Here is a 15,432-nt window from a genome sequence, read left to right as displayed (position 1 = left end):
CGACCATGACGGACCCGAGCTCGAGCTCGACGGCGCCTCGCCCCTGCCCCCCCCCCCGCACGCGCGGTCAGGCCGCGAAGGCCACCGGCCCCGCTCGGGTCGCCGCTCCGCCGAGCCTGGCCCCGCCGCAACGCATTCCGGCCCGACCTCGGCAACGCACCCAGGACCGGTCTGCCGCCGCTTCATCGCTGACGGCTTGAACCTTCACCCACGACCAGCCCCGTTCCGGCAGGCCGCCCCGACCAGCTTTCCCCGCCACTCCGTCGCTGAGAGTCTGAACGTCAAGAACAGTGCCACCCAACCCCAGCGGCGCACCCGGGACCGACTCTTCACCAATCCATCGTTGACCGCCTGAACCGCAAGGGAAACGCTGCCGGGCGCTGCGATTCACCGGCGACAGGCTCGCCACCTCGCCACCGCCGAGGGCCCGAACCCCAGTTGCAACCTTGTCCGGTACGAACCGGCGCTTACTGATCGACATTGCCCTTAGGCGAGGTAGCGTTGCACGAGCCCCCACTCGTCCAATTGCCGCACCTGCATCCGCGTCCACGGCGACATGTCCGAGTCCGCCCGCAGCGCCTGCGCTTTGTAGGCGTCCCAGGCGATCCACTCGAAGCCCTCGACCTCGTCGGGATTGGGGGACGGGTCGGTCTCGATGCGGCACAGGTAGACCGGGCAGATCTCGTTCTCCAGCACCCCATCCATGTCGGCCTGGTATCGGAATGTTGGCAGCGCGCACACCAGGTCCTCGGGGACCACCCCGAGTTCCTCGCCGATTCGCCGCGCGATGGCGGTCTCCATGAACTCGCCCGGGCCGGGGTGCCCGCAGCACGTGTTCGTCCAGATGCCGGGGAAGACCCGTTTGCGGCCCGAGCGGCGGGTCATCAAGACCCGCCCGGCCCGGTCGAAGCCGTAGCAGGAGAACGCCAGATGCAGCGGTGTGTCCCCGCCGTGCACGGCCTCCTTGGGCGCCCGCCCGATCGGCGTCCCGTCGTCGTCGAGCAGGACCACTTCCTCTACCGCGTCAGTCATCCGCCCATGGTGCCTCAGCGGCCTTTCAAACCGGCGTGCACCGCGCCGTGCGGCTCGGGCACGTTGGCCGCGACCGCGATGACGCAGCCGAGCGCGAGGATGAACAGGCCGACGGCCGCGACCGTCTCGCCCGAGGCGTACGCCGACGCCGCGAGGTCCTCGGTGATGCGCAGGTCGCCGCCGTAGAGCATCGCCGTCCCCGCGAAGCCTCCGAACGCCCAGGCCATGCGCGTCTCGTGCGTGCGCCAGGCGAAGAACAGGGCGCACCACACCACCAGCAGCAGCATCAGGACCAGGGACACTCCGTACGTGCCCTGATCGCTCTGGACGCCTTCGACTCCCGACAGATGCCAGTAGTCGGTGCCCTTGTCGGGGCCGCTGTCCACCCACGGCATGAACATCGACGACGCCACCAGCATCGAGCCGCCGAGCGCGGCCAGCCCGCCCGCGCGAGATACCGGGCTCGAGGGTTCACGTTCCATTCCGCACCTCCGGATCGCACCATTGATCCCCCAAGCGCAGCACCGCATCGCGCGAGAGTCAACCCCAGGGACGGATCCACGACAGTGTGCGTGTCGTATTGTCGCGCAGGGGTACTCCGTTTGAGGGACACGTCACCGGGAGTCGAGACGGCGCCCCGTGGAGTCTGGACGGACCTCACTAAAGTTGCTGCCATGGCAATGAGCAACCCCCGCCCAGCCGGAGTCAGCATCGACTTCGGCACCTCTCACACTGTCGCCTCGATCCGCCGCGCCGACGGACGCGTCCACCAGCAACTGTTCGACGGCTCGCCCCAGCTGCCGTCGGCGGTGTTCATGAACGACGAGGGCGGCCCCGTCGTCGGCGCTGACGCCCTCCACGGTGGACGCCGCAAGCCCGAGCGCTTCGAACCGAACCCCAAGCGCCGCATCGATGACGCCACGATCCTGCTGGGAGAGACCGAACTTCCCGTCACCAGCGTGATCGCCGCCGTCCTCAGCCGGGTCGCGCGCGACTGCCAGCAGACCCTCGGCGATCTCGGCCAGGTCACCGTGACCGTCCCCGCCGCCTGGGGCCCGACCCGCCGCCACATCGTCGCCGACGCCGCGACCGCCGCCGGACTCGGCAAAGTCGACCTGATCGCCGAGCCGGTCGCCGCCGCCAGCTACTTCGTAGAAACCCTCCAGCACGATGTGCCCATCGGATCCGGCGTCGTCGTCTACGACCTCGGCGGCGGCACCTTCGACGCGACCGTGCTGCGCCGCTCCGCCGGCGGGTTCGACATCCTGGCCGTCGACGGCGCACTCGACCTGGGCGGGCTCGACTTCGACCAGGCGCTGGCCCAGCACCTGGCCGCGAGCGTGCAGCCCGACGACGAGCGCTGGACGCGGATCATGTCGCCGACCGAGAACGCGGACCTGCGATACCGGGCCACGTTCATGGAGGAGGTGCGGCAGGCCAAGGAGCGGCTGTCCCGAAGCGTCTCGACCGATCTGACCATTCCATTGATCGATGTCGACGCCCATCTCACCCGCGAGGAACTGGAGTCCGTGTGCGCCCCGCTGGTCGAGCGCACCGTCCGCGTCGCCCAGGGCGTCATTCGCGAGTCCGGCCTGGCCAATGAGCAGATCGCCGGGCTGTTCCTGGTCGGCGCCGCCAGCCGAATGCCCTTGGTCGCCACCAGACTCCACCAGGAACTGGGGATCGCACCGGCGGCGATCGAGCAGCCCGAACTGGCCGTCTCCGAGGGCGGCCTCGTCACCCGCGAGATCATTTCCACCTCGCCCGCGCCGACGCCCAGCCCCGCCCTGCCGCCGCAGGTGACCGGGCCGCAGGTCACCCCACAGCCCTCGCCGATGCCGCAGATGCAGAGCCCGATGCCGGTCCAGCAGGGACACATGACCGGCCCGATCACGCAGCCGTCCATGCAGACCGGCCCGATCCCGGCGCAGCAGAGCCGATCCTGGCTCACCTCCACGGCCGGCATCACCACGCTCATCGCCTCCGCACTGGCCATCGTCCTCATCGCGGGCCTGTTCATCGTGCCCGGAATCCTGAAGGACCAGGGCGAGCTCAACGCCGGCAACGACGACACGTCCAATGCCGCCGACAATGAGGAGTCAAGCGGCGAGGAGGCGAGCGGCGACAGCGGGGGCAGTAGCGGCGAGTCCGACCCCGGAGAAGGGTCGGGTCTGGTCGACATCGCCGACGCGCAGCTGGGGGACCAGATCGCTGAAATGACCGACCCGCACGTCGGAGCGGTCACGCGCGTGCGCACCGCCGAAGTGGACGGGGAGACCGTCGCCGTCACCGGCGGGGTCGACGGCATCATCCGGATCTGGGACCCGGCCACCGGCGAACTCATCGACACCTACCGGGGCCACACCGACGAGATCGAGGGCATGTCGATCGTGGATGTGGACGGGCGGCCCGTGGTGTGGTCGAAGGACTATTCCACCGAGAGCGTCTGGTACCTCGACGACCCGAGCGAGGTGATCGACTCCCGCGAGTCCAATTACAACGGAGTCGCCTGGGTCGGGATGTGGGGATCGGTCCCCGCGTACGCGAGCGGCAACGAGATCATGCAGCTGTTCACCGGCGATGAGATCGACACCATCCAGTCCACCTACTACCCGGATTGGTGGACGCTCGAAGAGGTCGACGGCAAGATGCGCGAGGTGGGCGTCTCCGAGAACCGCGTGTACGTCAGCGACATGGAGACCGGCGAGAGCGCCGGCGGCACCTTCGACCAGCTCGCCTACGACGTCGCCGCCTTCGACGTCGGCCAGGCCGGCGACACGGCACTGGCGGTGACCGCCACCAGCGAGGGATCGGTCCAGGCGTGGGACCTCGCTTCGGCCGAGAAGTACGGCACCGCCGCGACCGAGCTGTACCAGACCGTCTACGACATGGAGGTGACCCAGCTGAACGACCGCCCGGTCGTACTGGTCTGGGGCAGTACCGGTCTGAGCCTGTTCGACCTCGACACGGGCGAGCAGATCGGCGAGAGCCTCGCCCCGCACAGCGGCGACGACGAGCTCTACTATGCGGCCATCGCGAATGTCGACGGACACCCGGTGGCGGTCACCGGATCGGGGCTCGGCACCGTCCAGACCTGGAGCCTCCAGGAGTAGCAAGGTAGCGGCCCGCCGACCGGCGGGCCGCGATAATGATCCCTACCGCATGGAGGCGACCATGCGCGTGTAGTCGCCGAAGGCCTCCTCGACCTGGTCGAGATCGAGTCCGTAACGCCCCAACGAATACTCGTGGTTGCGGCGCATACCGGGCCGGGCCAGGACCGTTTCGAGGTTGCCCTCCTCGCGCATCGTCCACTTCATGTCGAGGCGCTCGAATATGTCGGGGAGCTGGCCGTACGGGTCGGCGGTGAGCTGGTGGTACGACACGTCGACCATTCGCTCCGGGGGGACCTGCAACCGCGCCCGGCGGCCCTGCTCGACCATCCACGAGAGCGTGTCGAGCCACTCCGCGCCGATGCGCCGCGGGTCGTAGGTTCGGTTGCACAGGGCCGTACCGGTCTCCACCAGGGAGCACCAGGAGCCCATGACCGTCTGCGGGTCGCGGTGGGTCCACATGATCTTCGCGTCGGGGAACACCTGCAGCAGCGCGCCGATGTTGTACATGTGGAAGGGGGACTTGAGGACCCAGCGGCGGGGCCGGTCACCGTGCTGGAGGACCTGGAGGAACTCCTTGAGATACTGGTAGTCGGGCACGAAGTCGCGCTGGCCGAGCCAGTCCCGGTACCCGGGGAGGGGGAAGCGGGTCATCCAGTGCAGGCCGTGCGGCAGCGCCAGCACGCACTCCTCCGGGGTCTCCGCCGACGAGGGGTGGATGTCGGCCCAGATCGGCGTGATGATGTTGACCGCCTTGGAGACCTGACCGGCCTTCTTGCGGCGCTGCACGCGCAGGCGCGGGTCGATGTCGAAGCGGTCGGCATTGTGGAACTCCCACAGCAACGGCGCGCGGTTGTCCTCGGGGTCGGCGATGACCTTGTGCGCCAGGGTCGTCGCCGTGCGGGGCAGGCCGACCACGATGATCGGCCGGTCGATCGGCTCGTTCGCGATCTCGGGATTCTCGGTGTGGAGGCGGCGGATGCGCAGCCGGTTCTCCAGCCGCATCCCCATCTCGGTGACGGTCCCCATCCAGCCCATGTACGAGATGGTCGGGACGTCCGCGAAGCGGTGCAGCAGCTGCCGGAAGTCCTCGGTGAAGTCCGGATCCTGGCCTGCGCTCATCCCGGAGGCCTGCTCGGCCTTGGCGACCACGCGGTCGAACACGGCGTCGGGGTTGCGGAGCGCGCGCGAGAGGGCGGGGGTCATGGCGGCATTGAGCGGTCGGACCCAGCGGGCGACACGGCGCATGAGGGAGTCCTCTACAAGTGGCGGAAGCAAACGTGACTCAGTCTTTCATATGCCGCCTTGGGTCGCGTTTGCCTCCGGAATCGAAGGTGAACCGACGCCATTGCGGGGTTGACGTCGCACGATCGCGCTGGATAAAGTGCAGATGCATCGATACATTGAAACGATTCATTACTTTGATCGGAGGTCGAGACAGTTGGCAGTCGAATCCGATCCGCCACCGCCCCAACCGCATCCGGTCATCGCGCTCACCGGCGTCGCCAAGTCCTTCGGCGCCGTCCGCGCGCTGGTGGACGCCGGACTCGAACTCCACTCCGGTGAGGCCCATGCCCTGGTGGGGGAGAACGGCGCCGGGAAGTCCACGCTCATCAAGATCCTGGCCGGGCTCTACCGCCCCGATGCCGGACACATCGAAATGGACGGTGAAGCGGTCGCCTTCACCGGCGCCGCGGATGCGCTGGCGGCCGGGATCGCCGTCATCTATCAGGAACCGGCGCTGTTCGGCGACCTCACCGTCGCGGAGAACCTGTTCGTCGGCCGCCAACCGCGGGGTCGGCTCGGACGCATCGACCGCGCCGAGATGCGCCGCCGAGCGGCCGCGCTCTTCGAACGCCTCGGTGTCGCGCTCGACCCCGACCGGCCCGCCAAGGGCCTGTCCATTGCCGACCAGCAGCTGGTCGAGATCGCCAAGGCCATCTCGCTCCAGGCGCGCGTCCTGGTCATGGACGAACCCACCGCGGCCCTCTCGGGACGCGAGGTCGAACGCCTCTTCGGGGCCGTCGACGCCCTGCGGCGGAAGGGAACGGCGATCCTCTTCATCTCCCACCGCCTGGAGGAGGTCCACGCGCTGTGCCAGCGGGTCACCGTCATGCGCGACGGGCGCCGCGTCTCCACCGACCCCATCGAAGCGGTGACCACCGACGAACTCGTGCGCCGCATGGTCGGCCGCGACCTCAGCGCCATGTACCCGCACCGCGAGACCGAACCCGGCGACGTGGTCCTGCGCGTCGAGGGCCTGTCCCGCACCGGCCTGTGCCGCGATATCGACTTCACCGTCCGCGCCGGGGAGATCGTCGCCCTGGCCGGCCTGGTCGGAGCCGGACGCACCGAGACCGTCCAGGCCGTGTTCGGGATCGAGGCACGCGACGCCGGGCGGGTGAGCATCGACGGGCGTGAACTGCGCTCGGGTGATCCCCGGGCCGCAATGCGCGCGGGCGTGGCCCTCGTGCCCGAAGACCGCCGCCAACAGGGACTGCTGCTCGACCTCTCGATCCTGCGCAACGCCACCCTGACCAGGCGGCACCGCCTCTCGCGGCTGGGATTCCTCACCGGCGGCGCCGAACGGCGCGAGGCCGCCGAATGGACCGGGCGACTCCACGCCAAGTACGGGCGGCTCACCGACCCGGTCGGCACGCTCTCGGGCGGCAACCAGCAGAAGGTCGTGCTCGCCAAGTGGCTCGCCACCGGCCCGAAGCTCCTCATCGTCGACGAGCCCACGCGCGGCATCGACATCGGCACCAAGGCCGAGGTGCACCGGCTGCTGTCCGACCTGGCCGCCGACGGCGTCGCCGTCCTCATGGTCTCCTCCGAACTGCCCGAGGTCCTCGGCATGGCCGACCGCGTCCTGGTCATGCGCGAGGGCCGCCTGGTCGGCGAGCTCGCGCGGCCTGCGGCCACCGAGGAGGCCTTCATGCGACTCGCCAGCGGCCAGGAGCACATCGGGGAGGTGCGGTCATGACGACGGTCGCCGACGCCCCCGACCAGACTCCCTCCGCCGGAACGGGTTCGACCGCGCTCGACTTGATCCTGCGGTTCCGCGCGCTGGGCCTGCTCCTCGCACTCGCCGCGCTCATCGTCATCACCGCATCGGTCAATCCCCGCTTCCTCGGCGCGCAGTCCATTCGCGACCTCCTGTTCGCCGCCGCCGTCACGGTGCTGCTCGCCGCCGGCATGACCGTCGTGGTCCTCACCCGCGGCATCGACCTGTCGGTCGGCTCGACACTCGGGCTCTCGGCATACCTGACCGCCACAGCCCTCTCATCCGGCACGCCGGTCCCGCTCGCGCTCCTGGTCGGGATCGGAGCGGGCGCCGCCTGCGGCGCGGTCAACGGCGCGATCGTCCACTTCGGCAAGGTCCCGCCGCTGGTGGCGACCCTCGGGACCCTCTACGTCTTCCGAGGCATCGTCTACTTCACCGCGGGAGGCTCGCGCGTCAACGCCTCCGACCTGCCTCGCGGCTTCCTCGACTTCGGTTCCGGGGCGGTGCTCGGTGTCCCGTACCTGTTCATCATCTCCGCGCTGGTGCTCGCCGCCGTGGCGGTATTCCTCTCGGACTACCGGGCCGGACGTGACCTGTACGCGCTCGGCTCGAATCCCGAGGCGGCCCGGCAGACCGGACTTCCGGCGGGGCGGCGATTGATGACCGCCTACGTCCTGTGCGGGGCGCTCGCCGGTCTCGGCGGAGTCCTGTACGCAGCCCGCTTCGGCACCGTGGACGCCTCGGCCGGGTACGGCATGGAGCTCAATATCGTTGCGGCGGTAGTGGTCGGGGGCGTCGCCATTTTCGGCGGTTCGGGCACGGTGCTGGGCGCGGGCCTCGGCGCGCTGCTGCTGACCGTCATTTCGAACGCCCTGCCGGTGCTGCGCATCGACCAGTTCTGGCAGCAGGCCATCGTCGGCGCGCTGATCCTGGCGGCGATCGCCCTGGACCGACTCGTGGGTCTGCGGGCGGCCCGCGCCTTGCGGAGGAAGGCCTCGCATGTGGACTAGATTTCGCTCCTCCGGCGCGCTGCGCTCGCTCGCGACCTGGGATGCGGCGATCATTGCCGCCACGGTCCTGTTCCTGCTCATCGCCGCTCAGTCGGTGGAGCACTTCGGGACCGCGCGCAACGCCGGGCACCTGGTCATCGACCTCGCCCCGGTGCTGCTGCTGGCGCTGGTGATGACGCTCATCGTCATGACCGGCGAGATCGACCTTTCGGTCGCGAGCACGGTGGGTCTGACCAGTGCCGCCATGGGCGTGATGTGGAACGCCGGGGTCTCGCTGGAGACGATCATGCCGCTCGCGGTGCTGCTCGGCGCGGTCCTCGGGGCGGTCAACGGGCTGTTCATCACCGGCTTCGGGTTGCCGTCGCTGGCGGTCACGATCGGAACTCTCGCGCTCTACCGCGGGTTGTCCTATGTGCTGCTCGGCGATACTGCGGTGGCGGACTGGCCGAGGAACTTCACCGGCTGGACCCTCGGCACGATCGGTGAGTCCGGCATCCCGAATCTCCTGATACCGATGGCGATCCTGGCAGCGGCCTTCGCGGTCCTGCTGCACGCAACGACGTGGGGCCGTTCGATCTACGCCGCCGGGGCCAATCCCATCGCCGCCGCCTACTCTGGAGTCGCGGTGCGGCGCTTGAAGTTCTGGCTCTACGTGGGCTCCGGCGCGATGGCGGGTCTGGTCGGCGTGCTGTGGACGCTGCGGTACTCGTCCGCGCGCGCCGACAATGCCTACGGGCTGGAACTGACGGTGGTGGCGGTCGTCCTGCTCGGCGGCGTTTCGATCTTCGGCGGCAAGGGCGCGCTGCCGGGCGTGCTGGCCGCGGTGGTCCTGCTGACGGCGGTGCAGAACGCGCTGCGGCTGGCCCACGTCTCCACCGAGGCGCTGACCGTCGTCACCGGCTCGCTCCTCATCGTCGCCGTCCTGGCGCCGAACCTGATCTCCTCGGCGGGCGAGGCGCTCCGCGCCCGAAGACGCCGAACCGCATGATCCTCCGAACACTCCTCACGAAAGGCGTGAAACTCATGTCTCGCAAACGAATCCTCTCTATAACCGCACCACTGCTGGCGGGCGTCCTGCTGGCGGCCACCGCCTGCGGCGGCACCACCCAGGGCGATGACGACGATGGCGGAGGTGCGGCCACGGGCGGCACCGCCGACCCCGACGCCGACTACCAGACCGGCCTGTCGATCGCAATGCTTCCCAAGTCGGTCAACAACCCGTACTTCGACGCCTCCAGCGCCGGGGCCGAGGCCGTGGTGACCGAGCTCGAAGGCACCTACGAATACACCGGCCCTTCCGATGCCTCCGCGTCCTCGCAGGTCAGCTACATCGACACCCTCAGCCAGCAGGCGAGCGACGCGATCCTGCTGTCCGCCAACGACCCGAACGCGCTGTGCGCCTCCCTCGACCAGGCTCGCGCCGGCGGCACCATCGTGGTCACCTTCGACTCCGATGTGGAGGCCTCCTGCCGCGACCTCTTCGTCAGCCAGGTCAACGGCGACGAGGTCGCCCTGTCCCTGCTGGAGATGGCCGCCGAGCAGACCGGCGGGGCCGGCGAGATCGCGGTCCTGTCCGCAACGGCCAACGCCACCAACCAGAACGCTTGGATCGAGGCGATGGAGGCCGAGCTGGAGAGCAATCCCGACTACGCCGATCTCGAACTGGTCGACGTGGTCTACGGCGACGACGAGGACGAGAAGTCCTTCTCCGAGACCCAGGGCCTCCTGCAGACCCATCCGGATCTGAAGGCGATCATCTCCCCGACGACCGTGGGCATCGCCGCGGCGGCGCGCTACCTCTCGGGCTCGGAGTACCAGGGCGAAGTGGCCCTCACCGGTCTCGGCACTCCCAACCAGATGCGCGAATACATCGCCGACGGCACCGTCACCGAGTTCGCACTGTGGGACCCGACGGCCCTCGGTGAACTGGCCGCCTACACCGCCGCGGCCGCGGCCTCGGGCATCATCACCGGAGCCGAAGGCGAGGTCTTCACCGCCGGTGACCTCGGCGAATACACCGTCGAAGCCGACGGCATCGTCACCCTCGGCCCCCCGACCCGCTTCAATGCCGACAATATCGACGACTTCGACTTCTGAACGGCCGCAAGCCCATGGCACAGTTGCCGACATGAAATACGAGTCGCTGAAACACGATCTCAAGCTGGCGTACGACGCCGACACCGACGCACGAGCGGGGATGGAAGACGCGGAGTGGAAGCGGGCCGAACGAGCCCGCTTCCTCACCCACCTGCTTGAATCCGGCGCGACCGGCCTGCTCGAAATCGGCGCCGGGCACGGGGTGAGCGGCCGCTACTTTGCCGACGAGGGACTCGAGGTCACCTGCGTGGACCTCTCGCCGGAACTGGTCGAACGCTGCCGGACCAAGGGCCTCACCGCAGCGGTGATGGACTTCAGCGACCTGTCCTTCGCCGATGGCACATTTGATGCCGTCTTCGGCATGAACTGCCTGCTGCATGTCCCGCGGGCCGAACTCCCCGCCGTCCTCACCGAGATCCGCCGCGTTCTCGCCCCCGGCGGACTGTTCTATTGGGGCCAGTACGGCGGCCAGGACTTCGAAGGCGTCTGGCCGGACGATCACTATAAGCCGAAGCGGTTCTTCTCCTTCATGACCGCACCTCAGATCAGGGCCGTGGCCGCCGACCACTTCACGCTGGAAGCACTCAATCTCGTCGCCCTTGACAGGAACATCGACCAATACCAGGGCCTGATCCTGCGCCGCCCCTGACTGTCTCGGCGGGCCAAGCGCTGCCGCACGCACAGATCGGCGGCGTGCGGGATCGAGATGCGCGGCGTACGATCTGAGCCCCGACGGACGAAGGAGCGCGCATGACCGACCAGCAGGCAGCGATCGGGCTGGCACGATTGGCCGACATTATTCGGGCCGAGGCCGCCAATGGGCTCTACTGGGGCGGGACCGACGATGACATGGCTCGGATGCGGCAATTGCGCCAGTCCGCCACCGAGCTGATGGCGCTGGTCGATCACCGCAGCGCCGATGAGATTCAGGCGATCTTCGATACCGACCTGTTCCTGCGAACCCCGATGCCCGCCACCGAGATCCGCATTGCGTGCTCCGACGGCGAGACCGTGGTGCGGCGCCGCCGCCTGCGTTGGGAGGAGCCCTCGCTGGGTCAGAGTCTGAACAGTCTCGCCGAGGCTCTCGACGCCGATGTGGACTCGCAGCCGCAGGGGATCGCCGACACCGACCTGGCAGGCCTGCCGTGCCCGCACACGTTCCTGCTGGCCTACGGGGCGACGACGCCATTGACCTCCGAGGAGGTCGAAGCCATCCTCGAACCCGGCGATCGAGACCTGGCCGGTGAGCTGGAATTCCTGGCGCCGGGGGAGAGCGCCATCGAGCGCGAGCCGTCGCCGCTGCCGGTCGCGGCAGTCGTCAAACGAATCCTCGACCAGGTCGCCGACCTCGCCAAGGAAGGGCTGAAGATCACTGAGAGTTTCTATGAGCGCGAGCGTTACGAGCGCATCGAGGCCCTGTGCGCGAACACCTTCGAAGCCGAGATCGACTACCCGTCGGTCGACTGCGGCGACCTGGCCGTCGTGGGGCTCTCGACCGGCGCGGACGCCGCGATCTTCAATGAGGAAGGCCGGCTGCTCCTGATCCGCCGCACCGACACCGGCCAGTGGGCCATGCCCGGCGGCGGCGCCGAGGTGGGGGAGACAGTCGCCCTGGCCGCCGTCCGCGAGGCCGCCGAGGAGAGCGGCCTCGATGTCACGATTACCGGCCTGGTGTGGGCATTCGACAAGCGCGAGAACAATCTCGGTGATTCCCGCATGCCGATGATCATGAGCTTCCAGGCCCGGGTGAACGACCCCGACCAGCCCATCCGCCTGGCCGAGCTCGAAGCCTCCGACCATCGGTGGATCACCGAGGACGAGTGGAACACGATCGACTTCTTCAAGGGCCACCAACTGCGGGTCCCGGAGGCCTTCGCGGCATACCGCCGTTGATCCGACCGACGCGGGTCGAACCGGCTGCGGCACATGCCGAACGGGTGCGGACGGTCGCCGACCGTCCGCACCCGGACTCGAACTAGAAGCTCTTCAGAGTGCCGCCGTCGATGACGTAGTCGGCTCCGTGAATGTTGGCCGCCCGGTCGGAGAGAAGGAACGCCACCAGATCGGCGACCTCCTCGGGCTCTCCGATGCGGCCCGAGGCGATGCCGAACTGCTGCGGAATGGCCTGGAGGAAGTCCTCGTGCGGGACGCCGTAGGCCTCGGCGATCTTCTCCCCGAAGCTGCCGGCGTCCCTCCACAGCGAACTGCCGATGACGCCGGGGGAGATGGTGTTGGCCCGCACGCCCTGCGGGGCGAACTCCTCACTGATGCGCTTGGTGAAGGCGGTCAGCGCGGCCTTGGCCTCGCCGTAGCCGACGGGGCTCGTGGACGGCACCTTGGCGTTGACCGAGGAGAGGTTCACGATCGCGCCGCGGCGCTCCAGAATGCTCGGCAGGGCCGCGCGGGTGGTCCACACGGCACTGAAGAGATTGAGATTGAAGATCGACTCCCATTGGTCATTGCCGACGTCGAGGAAGCTGCCGATGGTCATCCCGGCCGCGTCGCCGGCGCCGACATTGTTGACGAGGTAGTCGATCCCGCCGAGAGTTTCAAGGGACTGCTCGACCAGCGTGGTCACGCCTTCCTTGGTGCTCAGGTCCGCTGAAACCGTCGCGGCGGCGACCTTTTCGAGCTCCGGGGTGATGGTCCGAGCGGCGCCGACGACGCGGACGCCCTCTTCGGCCAGGGCCCGCACGATGGCCAGCCCGATGCCGCGGCTGGCGCCGGTCACGATCGCGGTCTTTCCATTGATTCCGAGGTCCATTGGATTCCTTCCAGAGATTTTTCTTGAACTTGAGGTCAAATATCGAGGTGAGAAAAACGCCCCGGATGGGGCGCGGTGAATTAGAAGTTGGTCAGGGAGGTGTCGATGATGTCGTGGAGTTCGGGACCGTCATAGGTCTTGGCCATGACGCGCAGCCCCACAATGGTGTTCATGAGGAAACGGGCCTGCTTTCGGGCATCGACGCCTGGTGCGACGTCGCCGTCGCGCTGGCCCTGCTCGATGCGGGCGGTCAGTATCGCTATCGTGTGCTCCTGCATCCGGTGCACGGCCCTGGACGCGTCTTCGTCCTTGCCGCCCAACTCAAGTGCGGTGTTCGCGGCCAGGCACCCGCGGCGCACCGGCGCCGCGAGGTCCATCTCCACGATGAGCATCAGGTAGGCCCGGATCCGTTCCTTGGCGGTGCCCGGGATGGACATGTACTCCTCGGTCATCTCGGCGCCGGCCCGGTCGTACAACTCCAGTGCCTTGTCGAAAAGTGCTCGCTTGGAACCGAAGGCGTGGTACAGGCTGCCCTTGGCGACGCCCGTCGCCTCGGCCAGGTCGGCCGGGGACGTGGCGCCGTATCCATTCGTCCAGAACGCGTCCATCGCCTGTGAAACGACGACGTCCGGTTCGAACTGCTTAGGCCTGCCCATGTCTCAACCGTAAACCATTCTTGACCCCTAGGTCAAATACATATGCGCCGGATCACTATGTCTTTCGAACCGGTTGGCGCAGAACAGTTTTCAACTTCTCCGGGGTGACCCTGCGGGGATCGCTCAGGTAGATCTCGTGGTGGAGGCCGTTGAAAGCGAGCCCGTGGTCGGGCATGAAGTGCCTGTGAAGGTCCGCCAGTGTCGGACCCTCGTCGTCGTACGAGCCCCGGTGCAGGACCTGGGCGCACAGGCCCTCTTCGAGGGCGTGGTGCTCGATTCGGGCGATCGCGGGGAGCCGCTTCTTGGCCTGCGCCGTCGCCTTGGCGGCCTCGATGAGCTCGGCGTCGACCCATGCCGGCTGGCAGATCAGCATCCGCCACTGCCACGAGGACTTGGCCCGGGCGGTGAAGTCCTCCGGGCGGTCCGACCACCAGAGTCCTTCGAGCGGCCCCACGGTGAAGTCGCCGCCCTCGCCCCGCTTGCAGGCGAACTTGATCGTGTAGGCCACGGAGTAGAGCGCCTCCACGGCCTCGGTGTACGCCGCGGCGGTGTTCGGGTCCCCCCGGCCATCGATCGCGAGGAACTGCTGCGGGGGCACGTCCAACAGGTCCCAGTCGGTGTTCTTGGGCGCGTAGAGGGACTTGAGCTCGCGTTTGAGGTCGTAGGCGGCCATCTCGAGTTCCTTGGCTAGGCAGGCTCTCTTCCGCCACGCTACGCGCGGGGTCCGACAAGTCCGGGCGAATTGCGGGAGCGGCGACAGCGGGCTCGGGTCCCGGACTGTTCCACGCCTCCATCGGGGCCTTCGGCAGGGCCTGAAACGAACAGGTTTGCCTACCGGGGTCGGTGGGGAGATACTTGACCCGTGCAGACCCCCAATGTCATAGCCTCCGATCTGGATGGCACCCTCCTCGGCCCCGACCACCAACTCACCGAGCGGACCCGCAAGGCGCTCGTCGCCGCCCGCGAGCACGGCTTCGCCATCGTCGCGGTCACCGCCCGCACCCCCTACGGCGTCGCGAACCTCCCCGGACTCATGGAGCTGGTCGACACCGCGATCTGTGCCAACGGGGCGATCTTCTGCCAGCCCGAGGGCGGGGACATCCGCATTCTGCGCTCGATCCCGCTTCCCGTGGCGCGCAAGGTGAGCGAGACGCTGACCGAACTGCTGCCGGGAGCCGCGTTCGCCGTCGAGACCGGCACCGGCATCGTCGGCGAGGGGCCGTACCAAGAGCTCGTGAACTCCCCGAACTGGGACTTCGCCGACAGCCTCGAAGGGGTTTTCGACCGGGCCGAACGCGTCGTCAAGATCAAGCTCTACCACCCCGAACGCACCGGGGACGACATGGCCGCCGCCGTCGCCGGGGCCGATCTGTCCGAGCTCGACATGTGCCACTGGGGCGACTTCGGGATGCTCGACTTCAACGCCCCCGGCGTCAATAAGGCCACCGGCCTCGAAATCTGGTGCACCGAACACGGCTACGGCCCCGAGGACGTCGTCGCATTCGGCGACATGCCGAACGATGCCCCGATGCTCTCCTGGGCCGGCCGGTCCTACGCCGTCGGCGACGCCCACCCAGAAACCCTGGCCGCCGCCACCGATCGGGCCAAGTCCAATGCCGAAGACGGTGTGGCACAAGTGATCGAAGGACTCATCGAAGCCGCGCGCAGCGTCGCCTGAGTCAATTCGACCCGCCGAATAATGATTGCGGCCCGCGCCGCCGTCTGCTGTACTACCTCCGAGCACCGATCGACGGAGGAG

14 protein-coding genes are annotated in these 15,432 nt (G+C 68.3%); 8 read left to right on the top strand and 6 right to left on the bottom strand.

The window, feature by feature from the left end; all coding sequences use genetic code 11:
• Nucleotides 1–486 precede the first annotated feature (486 nt).
• Both idi and FAB82_RS26225 read right to left on the bottom strand, forming a co-directional pair.
• Nucleotides 487–1,032 carry an isopentenyl-diphosphate Delta-isomerase gene (gene idi / locus FAB82_RS26230; RefSeq protein ID WP_136537516.1) on the bottom strand — a complete coding sequence of 182 codons (546 nt, stop codon included), beginning with the start codon at nucleotides 1,030–1,032 and terminating at the stop codon, nucleotides 487–489.
• Between the two features lie 14 nt (nucleotides 1,033–1,046).
• Nucleotides 1,047–1,514, bottom strand: a complete 468-nt coding sequence (locus FAB82_RS26225; protein WP_168801791.1) for a hypothetical protein — start codon at nucleotides 1,512–1,514, stop codon at nucleotides 1,047–1,049.
• Between the two features lie 192 nt (nucleotides 1,515–1,706).
• Between FAB82_RS26225 and FAB82_RS26220 the strand changes: the two genes are divergently transcribed.
• The gene (locus FAB82_RS26220) at nucleotides 1,707–4,145 is read left to right on the top strand and encodes an Hsp70 family protein (RefSeq protein ID WP_168801790.1); all 2,439 of its coding nucleotides are present in this window, start codon (nucleotides 1,707–1,709) and stop codon (nucleotides 4,143–4,145) included.
• Nucleotides 4,146–4,187: 42 nt separating this feature from the next.
• On the opposite strand, the gene FAB82_RS26215 is transcribed toward FAB82_RS26220, so the two are convergent.
• The gene (locus tag FAB82_RS26215) at nucleotides 4,188–5,390 is read right to left on the bottom strand and encodes a sulfotransferase family protein (RefSeq protein WP_136537513.1); all 1,203 of its coding nucleotides are present in this window, start codon (nucleotides 5,388–5,390) and stop codon (nucleotides 4,188–4,190) included.
• A 142-nt stretch (nucleotides 5,391–5,532) separates the two neighbouring features.
• Between FAB82_RS26215 and FAB82_RS26210 the strand changes: the two genes are divergently transcribed.
• From FAB82_RS26210 to FAB82_RS26185, 6 genes are all read left to right on the top strand, one after another.
• A complete protein-coding gene (locus FAB82_RS26210; protein WP_136537512.1) occupies nucleotides 5,533–7,125 on the top strand; it encodes a sugar ABC transporter ATP-binding protein in 1,593 nt (530 codons plus the stop codon).
• Nucleotides 7,122–8,156 carry an ABC transporter permease gene (locus tag FAB82_RS26205; protein WP_136537511.1) on the top strand — a complete coding sequence of 345 codons (1,035 nt, stop codon included), beginning with the start codon at nucleotides 7,122–7,124 and terminating at the stop codon, nucleotides 8,154–8,156. The genes FAB82_RS26210 and FAB82_RS26205 overlap by 4 nt, the downstream gene beginning before the upstream one ends.
• Nucleotides 8,146–9,144 (top strand): ABC transporter permease, encoded by a 999-nt coding sequence (locus FAB82_RS26200; protein WP_136537510.1) that lies wholly within the window; start codon nucleotides 8,146–8,148, stop codon nucleotides 9,142–9,144. Before FAB82_RS26205 ends, FAB82_RS26200 begins: the two co-directional genes overlap by 11 nt.
• Before the next feature lie 35 nt (nucleotides 9,145–9,179).
• On the top strand, nucleotides 9,180–10,253 hold the full coding sequence (rhaS, locus tag FAB82_RS26195) for a rhamnose ABC transporter substrate-binding protein (RefSeq protein ID WP_136537509.1): 1,074 nt from the start codon (nucleotides 9,180–9,182) through the stop codon (nucleotides 10,251–10,253).
• A 31-nt stretch (nucleotides 10,254–10,284) separates the two neighbouring features.
• Nucleotides 10,285–10,902, top strand: coding sequence for a class I SAM-dependent methyltransferase (locus FAB82_RS26190; protein ID WP_246039852.1), 618 nt, complete (start codon nucleotides 10,285–10,287; stop codon nucleotides 10,900–10,902).
• Nucleotides 10,903–11,003: 101 nt separating this feature from the next.
• Entirely contained in the window at nucleotides 11,004–12,146 is a 1,143-nt protein-coding gene (locus FAB82_RS26185) for an NUDIX domain-containing protein (protein WP_136537507.1), read from the top strand.
• Nucleotides 12,147–12,228: 82 nt separating this feature from the next.
• Here the strand turns inward: FAB82_RS26185 and FAB82_RS26180 are convergent, their stop codons facing one another.
• The 3 genes from FAB82_RS26180 to FAB82_RS26170 all read right to left on the bottom strand — a co-directional run bounded on the left by FAB82_RS26180 (nucleotide 12,229) and on the right by FAB82_RS26170 (nucleotide 14,346).
• Complete coding sequence (locus FAB82_RS26180; protein ID WP_136537506.1) at nucleotides 12,229–13,017, bottom strand: oxidoreductase; 789 nt, start codon at nucleotides 13,015–13,017, stop codon at nucleotides 12,229–12,231.
• 80 nt (nucleotides 13,018–13,097) lie between these two features.
• On the bottom strand, nucleotides 13,098–13,673 hold the full coding sequence (locus tag FAB82_RS26175; protein WP_136537505.1) for a TetR/AcrR family transcriptional regulator: 576 nt from the start codon (nucleotides 13,671–13,673) through the stop codon (nucleotides 13,098–13,100).
• Nucleotides 13,674–13,728: 55 nt separating this feature from the next.
• Nucleotides 13,729–14,346, bottom strand: a complete 618-nt coding sequence (locus FAB82_RS26170) for a GyrI-like domain-containing protein (protein WP_136537504.1) — start codon at nucleotides 14,344–14,346, stop codon at nucleotides 13,729–13,731.
• Between the two features lie 189 nt (nucleotides 14,347–14,535).
• Here FAB82_RS26170 and FAB82_RS26165 point away from each other — a divergent pair, with 189 nt between their 5' ends.
• Complete coding sequence (locus FAB82_RS26165; protein WP_136537503.1) at nucleotides 14,536–15,351, top strand: HAD family hydrolase; 816 nt, start codon at nucleotides 14,536–14,538, stop codon at nucleotides 15,349–15,351.
• The last annotated feature ends 81 nt before the right edge of the window (nucleotides 15,352–15,432 follow it).

Origin of the sequence: Glycomyces buryatensis, assembly GCF_004912275.1 — a bacterium.
GTDB lineage: Bacteria > Actinomycetota > Actinomycetes > Mycobacteriales > Micromonosporaceae > Glycomyces > Glycomyces buryatensis.
The sequence above is the reverse complement of the archived record's forward strand: the minus strand, read 5'-3'. Positions and strand labels throughout refer to the sequence as shown.